Annotated in this window: 11 protein-coding genes; 5 read left to right on the top strand and 6 right to left on the bottom strand. The window is 69.2% G+C overall.

What is annotated here, in order from left to right; genetic code table 11:
* Nucleotides 1-136: 136 nt before the first annotated feature.
* Nucleotides 137-1,555, top strand: a complete 1,419-nt coding sequence (locus ACTIGN_RS09535; protein ID WP_439623179.1) for a DUF1501 domain-containing protein — start codon at nt 137-139, stop codon at nt 1,553-1,555.
* Between the two features lie 93 nt (nt 1,556-1,648).
* Here the strand turns inward: ACTIGN_RS09535 and ACTIGN_RS09530 are convergent, their stop codons facing one another.
* A complete protein-coding gene (locus tag ACTIGN_RS09530) occupies nt 1,649-4,021 on the bottom strand; it encodes a hypothetical protein (RefSeq protein WP_439623177.1) in 2,373 nt (790 codons plus the stop codon).
* Nucleotides 4,022-4,294: 273 nt separating this feature from the next.
* Between ACTIGN_RS09530 and ACTIGN_RS09525 the strand changes: the two genes are divergently transcribed.
* Entirely contained in the window at nt 4,295-5,401 is a 1,107-nt protein-coding gene (locus ACTIGN_RS09525) for a lysylphosphatidylglycerol synthase transmembrane domain-containing protein (protein ID WP_439623175.1), read from the top strand.
* 4 nt (nt 5,402-5,405) lie between these two features.
* Here ACTIGN_RS09525 and ACTIGN_RS09520 read toward each other — a convergent pair whose 3' ends face one another.
* Nucleotides 5,406-6,098 (bottom strand): hypothetical protein, encoded by a 693-nt coding sequence (locus ACTIGN_RS09520; RefSeq protein WP_439623173.1) that lies wholly within the window; start codon nt 6,096-6,098, stop codon nt 5,406-5,408.
* A 146-nt stretch (nt 6,099-6,244) separates the two neighbouring features.
* On the opposite strand from ACTIGN_RS09520, the gene ACTIGN_RS09515 reads away from it, so the two are divergent.
* Entirely contained in the window at nt 6,245-7,270 is a 1,026-nt protein-coding gene (locus tag ACTIGN_RS09515) for a zinc-binding alcohol dehydrogenase family protein (RefSeq protein ID WP_439623171.1), read from the top strand.
* A 98-nt stretch (nt 7,271-7,368) separates the two neighbouring features.
* Here ACTIGN_RS09515 and ACTIGN_RS09510 read toward each other — a convergent pair whose 3' ends face one another.
* From ACTIGN_RS09510 to ACTIGN_RS09495, 4 genes are all read right to left on the bottom strand, one after another.
* The gene (locus ACTIGN_RS09510) at nt 7,369-7,881 is read right to left on the bottom strand and encodes a hypothetical protein (protein WP_439623169.1); all 513 of its coding nucleotides are present in this window, start codon (nt 7,879-7,881) and stop codon (nt 7,369-7,371) included.
* Between the two features lie 44 nt (nt 7,882-7,925).
* Nucleotides 7,926-9,269, bottom strand: a complete 1,344-nt coding sequence (locus ACTIGN_RS09505) for an AAA family ATPase (RefSeq protein WP_439623167.1) — start codon at nt 9,267-9,269, stop codon at nt 7,926-7,928.
* Nucleotides 9,270-9,822: 553 nt separating this feature from the next.
* Complete coding sequence (locus ACTIGN_RS09500; protein ID WP_439623165.1) at nt 9,823-10,590, bottom strand: ROK family protein; 768 nt, start codon at nt 10,588-10,590, stop codon at nt 9,823-9,825.
* Nucleotides 10,591-10,774: 184 nt separating this feature from the next.
* Nucleotides 10,775-12,508 (bottom strand): HAD-IIB family hydrolase, encoded by a 1,734-nt coding sequence (locus ACTIGN_RS09495; protein ID WP_439623163.1) that lies wholly within the window; start codon nt 12,506-12,508, stop codon nt 10,775-10,777.
* A 246-nt stretch (nt 12,509-12,754) separates the two neighbouring features.
* Here ACTIGN_RS09495 and ACTIGN_RS09490 point away from each other — a divergent pair, with 246 nt between their 5' ends.
* Together ACTIGN_RS09490 and ACTIGN_RS09485 are read left to right on the top strand one after the other, a co-directional pair.
* A complete protein-coding gene (locus tag ACTIGN_RS09490; RefSeq protein ID WP_439623162.1) occupies nt 12,755-14,380 on the top strand; it encodes a DUF1549 domain-containing protein in 1,626 nt (541 codons plus the stop codon).
* A gap of 70 nt (nt 14,381-14,450) precedes the next feature.
* Nucleotides 14,451-14,783: a hypothetical protein gene (locus ACTIGN_RS09485; RefSeq protein ID WP_439623160.1), complete on the top strand. Its 333-nt coding sequence runs from the start codon at nt 14,451-14,453 to the stop codon at nt 14,781-14,783.
* Nucleotides 14,784-14,825 lie beyond the last annotated feature (42 nt).

Here is a 14,825-nt window from a genome sequence, read left to right as displayed (position 1 = left end):
TGGTCTCGGGGGAGAGGTCGCGACGAGGCTCTGCGAGTCGCGGGTGAGGGGGCCGGTCTTCCCTCACCCAACGGCCCTGGCAGCGGTTTGATTGCGGTCTGACATTGGATTGCTCACCCCCCGAGGCGGTTGCACCATGACCCCGCGCCACTTCTGCCGCTCGTTCCTCCCCGCGGTCACCCGCCGCGACGCGCTCCGCACCGCCGCGAACGGGTTCGGGATGCTCGCGCTCGGCGGGTTGCTCGCCCGCGAGGGCCGCGCCGCCGAGGGGCCGCTTACGGTCAAGAAGCCGCACTTCGCGCCGCGGGCCAAGCGCGTCATCTTCCTCTTCATGCACGGCGGGCCGAGCCAGGTCGACACGTTCGACCCGAAGCCGCTGCTCGCCAAGTACGACGGGAAGCCGTTCCCCGGCCAGAAGCCGCGGGTCCAGTTCGCCGCCACCGGGAACCTGCTCAAGTCGCCGTGGGCGTTCAAGCCGGGCGGGCAGGCCGGCACGCAGGTGTCCGACCTGTTCCCCGAGGTCCGCAAGCTCGCCGACGACCTGAGCGTGGTCCGCTCGGTCCACGCCGACAACTCGGCCCACGGCGGGGCGCTGCTACAACTGCACACCGGGTCCGACACGTTCGTGCGGCCCAGCGTCGGGAGCTGGGTGAACTACGGGCTCGGCACCGAGAACCAGAACCTGCCGGGGTTCGTGACGGTCTGCCCGACGCTCGGGCACGGCGGGGTCGCCAACTGGAGCAGCGCGTTCCTCCCGGCCGCGTACCAGGGCACGCCGATCGGCCACTCGGGGATCAAGTGCAAGGACGCGAAGATCAACGACATCGCCGGCGACACGACCGCCGACCGGCAGCGGCTGCAACTCGACCTGCTCGACAAGATGAACCGCCGGCACCTCGCCGACGCCGGCCCGGACGCGGCGCTGGAGGGCCGCATCAACGCCTTCGAGCTGGCGTTCCGGATGCAGGCCGAGGCCCCGAAGGTCACCGACATCGGCACCGAAACCAGGGACACGCTCGACCTGTACGGCATCGGCGACAAGCTCCCGACCGACAACTTCGGCCGGCAGTGCCTGCTCGCCCGCCGGTTCGCCGAGGCCGGGGTGCGGTTCGTGCAGGTGTCGCACAGTTACAAGTGGGACCAGCACGGGGAGCTGCGGAAGGACCACGCGAAGAACGCGCTGGAGGTCGACAAGCCGATCGCCGGGCTGCTCACCGACCTGAAGCGCCGCGGGCTCCTGAAGGACACGCTGGTGTGGTGGGGCGGGGAGTTCGGCCGCACGCCGACCGCGCAGGGCGGCGACGGCCGCGACCACAACCCGCACGCCTTCAGCATGTGGCTCGCCGGGGGCGGGGTGAAGGGCGGGTTCGTGTACGGGGCGACCGACGAGTTCGGGTACTACGCCGCCGAGGACAAGGTCCACATGCACGACCTGCACGCCACGATCCTGGCGCTGCTCGGCCTCGACCACGAGAAGCTCACGTACCGGCACGCGGGCCGCGACTTCCGCCTCACCGACGTGAAGGGCCGCGTCGTCGAGGAGCTGTTCGCGTGACGCCGCGCCTGATTGATCTGTAGCCGGCCTCTGTGAGGCCGGCTACAGTTATGAATGAACCAAACTCAACGTGCGCGCGGCCCGCTGCGGCGGTCACTTCGCGGTGACGCGGGCGGCCTGTTCTTCCTTGAGTGCGCTGGTCAGGTGCGCGGCGGTCACCTCGACCCGGAACCGGGCGTCGCCCGCATGGGCCGCGTCCAGGTCGATCGTGTACGTGGCCGTCTCGCCGGGCCGCAGCTCCTCCAAAGGCGGGAACACCACCCGCCCGGTCCCCTCGATGCGGGCGGTGAGCGGGGCCGGCGCGCTCGCCGCACTCGCCACGGCCCCGGCGCCCCGCACGGGCCGCAACTCGGGCGGCGCGAACCCGGTCAGCTCGATGTTCCGGGCCGACACCGTCCCCTCGTTCTTCACCAGCACCTTGAACGCCGTGCGCTTGCCGACCTCGACGAGCCCCGGCGGCGCGACCAGGACCATCGACACCGCGGGGGTGCCGATGACCGCGACCACCGACTCGGCCGTGGCCGTGATCGGCTCGCCCGCGAGCTTCCCGCCGCCGCGGGTGTCGGCCACGCCCTGGAGTTGAAGCGTCGCGCGGTCGTTCAGCCGGTTCGCGGTCACCGGCACGCGGTACGCGCGCTGCTCGCCGCCCCGCAGCTCGCCCACCGCCCACTCGACCGTGTTCGCGCCGACCTTCGCGCCCTCGACCGGCTTCGCCCGCACCTCGGCCGGCAGCGTGGCCCGAACGACGACGTTCGAGAGCGTCGCGTCGCCGGTGTTCCGCACGGTGACGGTCCAGTCGAAGTCCTGGGTCAGGTACACGAGCCGCGGGCCGGCTGCGGCGACACTGAGTTCGGCCCGTTGCGCGTCGATGGAGAACGCCTCGCTGGCCGCGGTGAGCCCGTTGTCGGCGGTGGCGGTCGCCCGCACCCCGAACCGGCCGGCCTTCGTCGCCGTGATGGGGAAGTCGAGCGTCTTCGTCTGGCCCGGGGCGAGCGTGCCGGCCGCGAGTTCGACCGGGTTGGCCGGGGCGTCGTACCGGAGCCCGTCGTCGTACCGCGCCCACACGGTCACGTTCTCGGCCGTGACGCTCCCGCCGTTGGTGACCGCGACCTTGAGCGGCACCACCTCGCCCGCGACGGCGGCGGCCGGCCCCTCGACGCGCAGTTGCAGCTTGCCCTGCTCGACGCGCGTGGTCGCCTTGTTGCTCGCCGCCAGCCCGTCGGCGGTGGCGACCTCGGCGCTCACGCTCACCGGGCCGAGCCGCGCCGGCTTCACGTGAAGCATCACCTCCTGCTTGCCCTTGCCGCTGACCGGCGGGAGCTGGAACACCAGCGAGCCGTTCGCGTCCTGGCGGCTCGGCGGCGGGTCGCTGCGGTCGAGGGTCGCGCCGTCGGACAGGGTCACCTTCACCCGGGCGTCGCGGCTGTCGACCGCCCCCTCGTTGTCGAGCGTGACCGTCACCGGGAACGTGCCGCCGACGCCGGCCGTCGCGGGCGCGTTCACGCCCAGGTTGATCCGGGGCTCGGCCCACTCGACAATGGTCTCGCGGCGGCTCACGACGGTGCCGGGGCCGGTGCCGCTCTCGGGCGGCTTCACGATCTCGATGGCGACGCGGGTCTTGCCCGCCCTCGCGCTGGTCTCCACGAGCCGCACGGCCGCCTCGCCGTTGGCGTCGGTCGTCGCCTCGGTCTCGTTGGTGCCGCCGCCCGACGCGCTGACGCTCGTGCCCGGCGCGCCGCGGCTCACGAGCACCGCGGGCGGGCCCTCGAGCACCTTGTACCGGATGCGGTACCCGCTCGGGACGCCGTCGGCGCCGCCGGCGCTGACGGTCGTGGTGAGCGTGTGCTCGCCGCCGGACCGCACGACCGCGGGGGCCGGGAACGAGTACCGGCTGTCGCCCCAGGTGATCTTCACGACGACGCGGCCGTTGTCCCAGTTGAACACCTCGGGCGCGTACCCGGTGACGACCGTCTCGCCGGGCACGGCCGAGCTGACGACGCAGAACGTCTGCCCCGGGGCGACGATCACGTCGTCGCCCGGGTCGGTGTTCCCGCGGGTGATGGTCTTGGTGACGTAGTTCGTGTGGGTGACGGCGTACTTGTTGTCGACCTTGTACCCGCGGCCGGCGAACGTGCCGGACTCGTCGGCCTCGACGATGCTCCCCGGGCCGTCCACGATCCACTCGATCCGCCGCGACCGCCGGGGCTGGCCGTCCGCGTCGAGCACCGAGCCGATGAGGACGACCTGGGTGCCGAGCGGGGCGGTGATGGTCTGGTTCGGGGTGACCTCGAGCTTGCACGCCTTGGGGTCGAAGTTCTTGAAGTACCCGCTCCCGCCCGGCTTGGCGTGCGACTGCTCGATCCGCCCGCCGGTGAAGTAGTACGGGAAGTACCCGGGGTTGTGCGAGCACCCGGCGAGCGACAGCGCGAGGGCGGCGATCGCGAGGCAGGCGGTTCGTGATGTCATGCGGCGGCTCCTCGCGGGACGTACTCCCGAACGCGGGCCGATACGCCGGGCCGGTAAAAAGTGCAAGGCGGATCGAGTGTCCGGCGAGCAGGCGAGGCGAGCGGGGGGCGTGAGCCCCCCGAGTGCGGGAGTGGCGCGTTTCCGCGGGGGCTCACGCCCCCCACTCGCCCAGACCCACAGGTTCAGCCCGGGTCGGTTCGGCTGGACGGAACCGCGGCGAACCCACACAATGCGCGGGTCCGTTGAGCCGACGAACCGAGGAGAGGGAACGCAGTGAAGAAGAACGCCGGTGCGTGGATCAAGGGCCTGGCCAAGTACGGGATCGGCATCGGCCTGCTCGCGTACATCCTCCGCACCAACTGGGACCCGAAGGGCACCTCCCCCGGCATCAGCGGGCTGGTCCAGCAGACCCCCGACGCCCTCGCGTTCCTCGCGCTGGCGCTGATCGCAATTGCGTGCGTGTGCGTCCAGTTCTACCGCTGGTTCGTCCTCGTGCGGGCGCTCGACCTGCCGTTCACAGTCGGCGGCGCGTTCCGCCTCGGGCTCGTCGGCGCGTTCTACAACGCCTTCCTCCCCGGCTCGGTCGGCGGCGACCTCGTGAAGGCGTTCTTCATCGCCCGCGACACCCCCGGGCGGCGCGCGTCGGCCGTCGCGACGGTCATCGCCGACCGGCTCGTCGGCCTGTTCGGACTCATCTGGTTCTCGGCCGCGTTCGGCGGCGCGTACTGGCTCTCCGGCGACGCCCGCATCGCGGACAACGACTACATGCGGAAGATCGTGGTCGCGTGCGCCGGCCTCACGGCCGGTACGGTGATCGTCTGGATCGCGATGGGGTTCCTGCCGCGGAGCCGGGCCGACCGGTTCGCGGGCCGGCTCAAGCACGTCCCCAAGCTCGGGGCGACGCTCGCCGAGGCGTGGTACGCGGTGTGGACGTACCGGCAGCGGCCGAAGGTGATCTACCTGGCGGTGGCGATGACGGCGGCGGTCCACCTCGGGTTCGTGCTGATGTTCCACCTGGCGGTGCGGGTGTTCCCGGCCGTGGACCCGGCGACGCTGGCCGAACACTTCGTGGTCGCGCCGATCGGGTACATCGCGCAGGCGTTCTTCCCGGCCCCCGGCGGGCTGGGCGGCGGCGAGTTCATCTTCGGCTACCTGTACACGCTGCTGGGCCGGCCCGAAGCGACGGGCGTGGTCGGGCGGCTGACGATGCGGGTCGCGGAGTGGGGCATCGGTCTCGTCGGGCTGGTCGTGTTCCTGCGGATGAAGGCGCACCACGAACTGCCCGAAGAGGAGCCCGACGCGATCACCGCCAACGAGGTGCCGATGGGGCCGGCGGACCAGCCGGCCGCAGCAGCCCCCACCGGCGGCGCGGCCGGGTAGCCGGTCACTTCCGCTTGCCGAGGTCCTTGAGCTTGGCCCGGATCGCGTCCTGCTCCGCGGCCAGGTCCGCGACCTTCTTCTTGGCGGCGTCGGCGGCGGCCCGGGCCTCCTTCGCGGCGGCCTCGGCCTCCTCGACGATCCCGGGCTTGGTGAACCCCTTCCGGGCCGCGTCGCGGGCCTTCTCGACCGCCCTGTAGGCCTCGACCGCGGCCTGTTCGGCCTTCTTCTGCGCGTCCAGGGCCGCGTCGATCTCGGCGTCGAGCTTCTTGAACTTCGCCACCAACTCGGCGGACTGCGGGTCGAGTTGCGGGGCGGTCGGGGCCGGCGGGGGCGGGGCGAGCTTTTCGAGCTTCGCCTTGATCTCGGCGGCCGCGGCTTCCAGCTCCTTCACCTTGGCCTTGGCCTTCTCGGCGGCGGCCTGGGCCGCGGCCGCCTTCGCCTCGGCGGCCTCGATGGTGCCGGCCCGCACCCGGCCGAGCATCGCGACCCGCTTGATCTCGGCGAGCGCCGCAGCGGCCTCCTTCGCCTCCTCGTCCGCCTTCTTCGACGCCTCGGTCGCCTTCGGGATCTCGGCCGCGATCGCGTCGAGCTTGGCCTTCAACTCGGCGATCACCTTCGGATCGGCCTGCGCCGCGGCGGGCGATTGAGCGGTGGCAATCAGGGCGAGGGCCGCGGTCGCGATGAGCAGTCGGTTCATGTGTGACACCTGGGAGTCTCGGGCGGAGATTCCGTTCTACCCCGGTCGCGGAGCGCGAGGAAGCGCCGCCCTCCACGTTGTTACGCGGCGGGATATGCTTCCCCCATCGCGTCTCCTCCCCCGTCGGCGTTCCACGAGCCCCACCAATGCGCGCCATCCAGCTTGAGAAGCCCCAGCAGTTCCGCGTGATCGACGTGCCCGAGCCCCCGGCCCCCGGCCCCGGCGACGCGGTCGTGAAGATCCACCGCGTCGGCATCTGCGGCACCGACCTGTCGGGCTACCTCGGGAAGATGCCGTTCTTCAGCTACCCCCGCATCCCGGGGCACGAGCTGGGGGTGGAAGTGGTCGCGGTCGGCCCGGACGTGACGAGCGTGAAGGTCGGCGACCGGGCGGCCATCGAGCCGTACATCAACTGCCAGACGTGCTACTCCTGCACCCGCGGGCACACGAACTGTTGCGAGAACCACAAGACGCTCGGCGTCCACATCGACGGCGGCCTGCAACCGCTGTTCACGATCCCCGCCCGTAAGCTGCACGTCTCGAAGACGCTCACGTACGACCAACTCGCGCTGGTCGAGACGCTCGGCATCGGTCTGCACGCGGTGAATCGCGCCAACCCGCGGGCCGACGAGACGGTACTCGTCATCGGGGCCGGGCCGATCGGCCTGAGCGTGATCGAGTTCGCCAAGCTCACCGGCGCGCGGGTCGTCGTCATGGACATCAACGAGCAGCGACTGCGGTTCGTGCGCGAGAAGATGGGCGTCGCCGACACGATCCAGGCGAAGGGGTTCGACGAGGACGTGAAGACGTTCACCGAGTTGACCGGCGGGAAGCTCGGGAACGTGGTGGTGGACGCGACCGGCAACGCGAAGAGCATGATGGCCGCGTACAACTTCGTCGGGTTCACCGGCCGGCTCGTGTGGGTCGGCATCACGCAGGACCCGCTGACGGTGACGCAGCCGCTCATGCACCGCCGCGAGATCTCGTTCCTGGCGAGCCGCAACGCGGTGAGCCCCGAGTTCACGCGGATCGTGCGGCTGATCGAGGGCGGGGTGATCGACACCCGCCCGTGGATCACGCACTCGGTCCCGTTCGACGCGATGATCGGCGAGTTCCCGAAGTGGCTCAAGCCCGAGACCGGCGTGGTCAAGGCGATCGTGGAGCTGAACTGAGGCCGGGTCCGGTCGCCCGAAGTGTCTGGTCCGAGCCCGAGCGCCGAGCGAGGGACAACGCCAACCCTCGCTCGGCGCTCGGGCTCGGACCACCTCCGCTACGGTGTCGGCGGTGACGTGACGGCGCCGGGAACCGCGGGCACACCGTTCCCAACGGTGTGCCCCCCCTCAGGCCGGTTGATGACATTCCGGCGGATCGTCGCCCCCTCGCGCTTCTCGATTTTCCGGACGATGGCGTCCGTGAGCTTGGGCTTCGTGCTCTCCTTGCCGGTCGGGGTGAAGTTCAACGCCGCCGCAACCACCTTCAAACCGGCCGCGGTCAAAATACCCAACTGACTCTTGAGGGCGACGAGGTCGCTCTCATCGATGCCCTGGGCCGCGTGCTCGTAGAGTCGCTTGGCTTCCGCCGCGACCGTCCCCGGGTCGGCCGGCGGCGCCTTGGGAGCGGCCGGTTGCTTCGTCCGGCCCCCCTTCGGCGCCACCTCGCCCGTCTCACTCAACCGCTCGAGCAGCTTGGTAAACCCGGTGAGGGTCTGGTCCTTGAACTTTTCGAGCCCGTCGGCGAACGCCCTCAGTTCATTGGCGGAGGTCTTCGCGCCGGCCGACTCCACGAGCCGCCCCAGCTCATTCAGCGTCTGCTGGAACTCGGAGACTTTCACAGCGACACCTCACTGGTGATCTTGGCGGCGGGGGGCCGAGCAAACGTCGGGAACCCGTCCTCGACCTCTTGCGCCAGCGCGGCGAACGTCTTGAAGAACTCGTCGTCTGGTCCGAGCGTGCGGCGCTCGTCCTCGCAGTCGCGGATCGCCGTCGCCTGCCGGATGAACGACTCGAAGACGTGGACCTTCTCGCCCCACGCGTCTCGACACTGTCCGCGAAGTTCGTCGAGCCGGTTACTCTCGTCGGCGGTCAACTCCGCGCCGCGGGTGCGGTTGGCGAACACGCCGAGCACCTTCAGGTCCGGGTTGATGGCCTCGCGGATCTCTTTGAGCCGTTCCAGCAGGACGGGAACCCGGGCCGTTGACTGCCCGCTGGGCATGACCGGCACCATGACGTAGTCGCTGGCCGCCAGGGCGTTCGAGCACGACACGTTCAGGAGCGGCGGGCAGTCGATCAAAACGACATCAAACCGGTTGGTCACCCGTGCGAGTTGCAGTTCCTTGCGAAGGAGGAACCGCGGGTCACGCGTGGAGTCCTTGAGGAACCACCGCACCGTCAGGTTCATCTCGGCGTAAGACTGCGCGTCCGTCGTCGGGACGAGCTGACACTTGGTCGGGAACCCGGGCAGTTGGTGAACGTAATCCATCAAGTTCGGGAACTCGGCGTCGAACGACGCTTCCAGGAAGTTCCCGACGAGGCGGTTCTCCTTGTACAGCCGCTCTTGCTCCTTCTCGTCCAAGAACATGCCGGTGAGCGACCCTTGGAGGTCGAGGTCGATGAGCAGCACACGGTAGCCCCGGTGGGCCAGTGCCGACGCCAGGTTCGCCGTGACCGTCGTCTTTCCGACGCCGCCCTTCAGGTTGAGCATCGAGATGATCGGCATCCGCCGCACGTCGGGATCGAGCGGCCTGAACTCGACTTTTTTGGCCGCCAGTACCGGGTCGGTCCAGATGGCTCCGTCCCGCTGGACCGCTTTCTTGATCTTGTTCTGTTCTGCTTTCAGTTCGCCTTGGACTTCGTCGCGCTCGGCCGCGATTGTTGCGCACCGCTCCTTCAGGGCGTCCCGCTCCCCCGTGAGGCCGTGGATCACGGCCCTGTAGCCGTCGCACTCCTCCTGCACGAAGATCAGTTGGGTCGTCAGCGAGCCGACCTGCTTCTCGGCCTGAGACAACTTGCCCTTCACGCCGTCGTACTCAGCCAGTTTCGTGCGGACCACGTCCAGGTCGCCCAGGTCCTTGATCCCGTCACGCGTCTCGCGAAGCTCCCGCTCGGTCTCGCGGAGCTTGGCCCGAAGGGAACTCGTCAGCGATCGGTAGGCGATGCCACACAGCGCGACCATGGCCCCGACCGTTGCCGCCACCGTAGATCCAACGACCCCGATAATTTCTTTGTCCGTCCAGGTTGGTTCGACTGCGAAAAGTGTCAGGCCGGCTGCGAGGGGCGTACTCACCATGATGGATCGTCCGGTTATTGCGATTGCACCAAACCGGAGATGAGAATAGCAGGGGCCATTCAAAACGCAAATGAAATGTTGAATAACAATGTATCGGGGTGAGCGTCTCCAATGTTGGCGGAATCGTGATCGAGCACGACCCGGCCGGCTGACGCCGGCGATTCGACCATGCCCGTCGAACCGCCGGCGTCAGCCGGCCGGTTCACTGCCAACGATAGTGCCCACCCCGGACACGGCGTTATGGTTCCGGATGGCGGATGATCTTCTCCAAGTTCATTAGCTTTGTCACCAGACACCACAAGGCCTTATATCAGGAGAGGTTGCGTTGCCAGAATCAATCTAACGATCTTTCTTACGGACATATTAAATGATTCCGGAGGAGGGGTGTGACGGTCACCCGGAATCAAGTGCGCACAACGTTGTACCACACGGCCGTGCGTCAAATCAGCCGCCACTCGGCAGGCCCTGGCGGGGCGGGGGGCTGGTCGTTGTCGTCGCCCGAGAGGGTGCGGACGTCCTCGACGTGCCACAGCCGGAACCCGCCACGGAACGCCGTCAGGTTGTTGCTCAGCCGCGCCCCGCCGGGCGGGTTCTTGACCCGCTTCGCGTTGCCGCCGCCGAGTACCACGTAGTCCGCCAGCGTTGCCGACATGAGCGCCGGCACCACCTCGGCGATCACCGCCCGCCACTTCTTCTTGCCAAGCCGCTCCAGCCCGGCCCGGCCCAGCGTGTCGCCCAGGAGCCGCTTGCCGCGGAGCAACCGGCCGAGTTCGAGTGGCACCAATACGTTCTCGGCGATCAGCGCCGAGCCGAGGCCGGTGCCGAGGCCGAGGAACAGCATCCGCCCGCCGTCGTAGCTGCCCAGCGCCTGCATCACCGCGTCGTTGACGATGCGGACCGGGCGGTCGAACGCGGCAGCGAAGTTGAACCCGACCCACCCCGGCCCGAGGTTCCCCGGCTCGGACCGCGGCCCGTGGTCGCCGACCTGGCCGGGGTAGCCAATCGACACCGCCTCGTAGCCCCAGTCGGCCGCCATCTCGCGGACCTGTCCCACCATCTCCTGCGGCGTCATGGCCGGCCCGCTGGCGCGGCGCCGCGGCTCCGCCTGGCCGGTCGCGAGCACCTTCAGGCCCGTCCCGCCGACGTCGATGGCGAGAATGGTCTTCGGGGGCTCGGGCTTTTCGGGCGGCGGGTCGAGGTTCGTCATGGGCTTCTGGGGAGAGGTATTTGTTCTGGGCCGGCCGCTGGCCGGCCCCCAAGGAGCAGTCATACCGAACCGTGGTGATTCATATCCGTTCTGTAGCCGGCCTCTGTGAGGCCGGGCCTGGTGGACTCGCACACGCCCGGCCTCACAGAGGCCGGCTACAGTGAGCAATCAGCAAGATTCGGTATCAGTCGATGATGCCGCTCGGGGCGTCGGCGGGGAGGGTGTACCGCGAGACCACGGCGGCCCGGACGGCGGCCCGCGACTCGGCCGGGTCCGCGTCGCCGGCCTCGATGCCCTCCAGTTCGTCGGCCAGTTCCGGGTCCTTGATCTGGGTCCGCGCCCACTTCGAGTAGTCGCCGGCGGTGCGGTGGAACTCCCAGGTGTCGTCGTCCACCCCGTCGGCCATCTGGAGGAACAGGAACAGGTTCGACGCCTTCAGGTTCAGCTTTCCTTCGGGGCCGCGGAAGTAGAAGCTCCGCTCCGCCCCCAGGTTCCCCTCGGCGTACTTCCGCGAGTGCCGCTTGCGCTCGGTCCGGGGCCGGTGGGTGTGGACCACCACGGCGGTCGGCTCGCCCCGGTGCCACACCATCGCGTCGCCGGCCGGGAGCTTGTCCCCCTCGACCGCCGGGCACTTCGGCCGCTTCTCGCCGGTCGCCTTGCAGAACTGGGCGACGGTGTCGGCCGGCCGCCCGCCGATGACGAGCAGGTGCTCCACGTTCGCGAGTACGGCCGGCTCCATCGTCCCGGCGTGGACGGTGATGAACAGGATACCGCGGTCGGGCAGGAGCGGGGCCAGCGCGGCCGACTCCGGGCCGTCCGGGAGCATGTGGTGGGCCTCGTCGATCACCAGCCAGTGCGGGCGGCCGGTGCGGGCCTTCTCCTCCAGGATCGCCGGGAGCAGTTGCGTGAAGTGCTTGGGCCGGTCGGCGAGCGGCACCCCGAGCAGGTTCACGACGATGGACCGGCGGGCGTCCTTGAGCGCGTCGGTCACGTCGCCGGACTGCGGGGCGTGGGCCGGGGTGCCGACCTGCGTGGCGAAGTCGAGCGTGGTGTAGTCGCCCTCCGGGTCGATCACCAGCGACTGGTAGCCGGCGTCGGCGAGCCGCTCCAGGATCGCGGTCGTGAGGGTGGACTTCCCGCTCCCGCTCGTGCCCGAGACGAGCACCCCGGGGCCGGCCGGGTCGAGCTTCAGCTCGGTCTGGTCGTCGGCCTCGCCGATCGCGAGCCGGTGCCGGGCGAGCGTCTTCAGGTCCGAGAGGTCGTTGGCGATGAGCTGGTCGATCAGTTCGGCGACGCCCGCCCCGCGCTTGCCGTTCATCACGATGTCGGCCGTGTCCTTGACCGCGGGGAGCGCGTTGGCGACCGCCGCCGAGCACTCGCACACCCGCATGAAGGCGTGGTCGTTCTCCGCGTCGCCGACCCCGACGGTGTTGTGCGGGGACAGCCCGAACTCGGCCAGCGCCGCCGCCAGGCCCGTCGCCTTGTTCACCCCCGACGGGAGAACCATCACCGAGCCCTTGTTGAAGATCACCTGGAGTTCGAGCCCCATCTCCCGGATGACGTTCAGCGTCTCGACGTGGTGCGGCTCGACGGTGGCGACGATGACGTGGCCGGCGGACACGGGCACCTTCCGCGCCCGCAGCGTCTCGGCGAACTTCGGCGGCGGCGGCTCGGCGAGGACGCGGGTCTCCTTCGACTGCGGGTTGTACAGCACCGCCCCGTTCTCGACGACCGCGAGGTCGAACAGGTCGAGCCGCGGGCACACGGTCTTCAGCTCGGGCAACTCGCGGCCCGTGACCATGATGAGCTTGCGGCCGGACTTCTTGGAGCGTTCCAGCGCCGCGACCGTCGCGTCGTCGACGACCCCGTCGTGGGCGATGGTGCCGTCGTAGTCGGTGGCGATGGCGTGGAACCGCATGGAGGCACTCCGGGATCGTGTCGGGAGAGTCGGTAAGCAACCGGCGTGCCGCAGCCACAAGAGGAAGCGATGGGACGCGGAGGACGCGGAGGAAAGTCAGGATTGAGACCCGATCAGCCAGATTCCGTTCGCCCGATCCTCTTCGATCCGGTCTTCATCCGCGTCATCCGCGTCCCATCACTTCGGTCTGAAACCCCGGCCCCCGGACTGTGGTATTATGCGCACCACCCCACCGGAACGGCCGTCATGCTGGCCCGCAACCTGCTCCTCGTCGCGGTCGTTGTCGTCGCCGTTGGCGGCCTCCGGGCCAGCCTGTTCCCGCAGAACGACAAGGAGCGGCGGCTCCCGTTCGACCCCGGCCAGACGACCCACGACGACTTCCGCACCGTCGTGGCGAAGGTCGATGCGTCGTTCCGCGCCGACTGGGCCGCCCGCGGCCTGACCCCGGCCCCGAGGGCCCCCGATCTGGCCGTCGCCCGGCGACTGTCGCTCGCGATGACCGGCAGCGTGCCGTCGCTCGAAGAGGTCCGGCAGTTCGAGTGGCAGCCCGAGGGCGAGCGGGTCGATAGCTGGGCCAACCACCTGCTCCGCGACCGCCGGTTCTCCGACTACTTCGCAGACCGCATGGCCCGCGCCTACGTCGGCACCGAGGAGGGCCCGCTCGTGGTCTACCGCAAGCGGCGGTTCGCGGCGTGGCTCAGCGACCAGTTCCACCGCAACGCGCCCTACGGCGAGACCGTGCGGCAGATGATCGCGGCGAAGGGGCTGAACACCGACCAGCCGGCCGTGAACTTCATCGCGGCGGGCTACGACGAGGGGAAGGAGAAGCCCGACCCCGAGAAGCTCGCGATCCGCGTCGCCCGTGCGTTTCTGGGGCTGCGGATCGACTGCGCCCAGTGCCACGACTTCAAGAACCCCGCCGACTACGAGCAGGTGATCTGGAAGCAGACCGACTTCCAGTCGCTCGCGGCGTTCTTCGGTCAGACGCGCCACATCGTCACGCACATCTCGGACGGCGAGGGCGAGTACCAGTTCGAGGACCGCGTCAACGGCGGCACGCACGAGATCGGCGTTGCGGTGCCGCTCCTGCCCGACCTACTCCCGGCCGAGGGGACGCGCCGGGAGCGGCTCGCCAACTGGGTGACAGATCCGAAGAACACGCACTTCGCCCGAGCGACCGTGAACCGCGTCTGGGCGATGATGTTCGGCCGCCCGCTGCTCAAGCGGATCGAATCTCCCACCCCCGACGAGCGCGGCCCCGAGGCGCTCGACATCCTCGCCGCCGACTTCGCCGCCCACAACCACGACCTGCACCGGTTGATCCTGCTGATCGCCTCGACCGATGTGTTCCGGCTCGACAGCCGCGCGCCGTTCGAGTTGACCGACGAGCACGACGAGAAGTGGGCGGCGTTCCCGATGTCGCGGCTGCGGCCCGAGCAGATCATCGGGAGCGTGATCCAGGCGTCGTCGGTGCGGACCATCGACCAGAACTCGCAGGTGTTCGTGCGGGTCACGCGGTTGTTCAACGAGAAGGACTTCGTGACCCGCTACGGCGACTCGGACGACGACGACTTCGCGAAGGCGCACGGCACGATCCCGCAGCGGCTCCTGATGATGAACGGCGACCTCGTGGACGGCAAGGCGCGGAGCGAACTGCTGAACGCCTCGACGCAGATCGCGATGTTCGCCCCGACCGACGCGGCCGCGGTCGAGACGGCGTACCTGTGCGTGCTGTCGCGCAAGCCGACCGACGCCGAGGCGCGGCACTTCGAAACCCGCCTCACCGGCACGACGGGCGACGACCGACGCAACCGCCTCGCCGACCTGTACTGGACGCTGTTCAACAGCACTGAGATGAGCTTCAACCACTGACGCCCGCCCCCGCTCGCACCTTGCACCTGATGCCCAATCCGCGATGATGGGGCGACCCCGAGGGTGTGCGATGACCGAAGCAGAGTGGCTTGCGAACAAAGAACCGCCGGAAATGCTGGAGTTCCTCGATGGCTCCGCAAGCCAACGGAAGCTCCGACTGTTTGCTTGTGCGTGCTGCCGGCAAATTATCTCAATACTTAGTGTGCGGGGAATCTCTTCGCTTGAAGTGGCTGAACGCTTTGCGGATCAACAGGTCTCCAGTGCTGATTGCTTTGCGGCTCATAACGCCACACATCAAGAGTACGAAGCGTCACCGACTCCAGTGGAAGTAAGCAAACCTGTCCTTGCCGTCGCCTGGGCAGCAATCGTGTCGCGTGACGGTTACCCATCTAAGCTCGACTGATGCCGATTCTGTGGCAGTCATGCGGCGGGTGCGAGCGTGGTG

This window comes from Gemmata sp. (assembly GCF_051859125.1).
Lineage (GTDB): Bacteria > Planctomycetota > Planctomycetia > Gemmatales > Gemmataceae > Gemmata.
The sequence above is the reverse complement of the archived record's forward strand: the minus strand, read 5'-3'. Positions and strand labels throughout refer to the sequence as shown.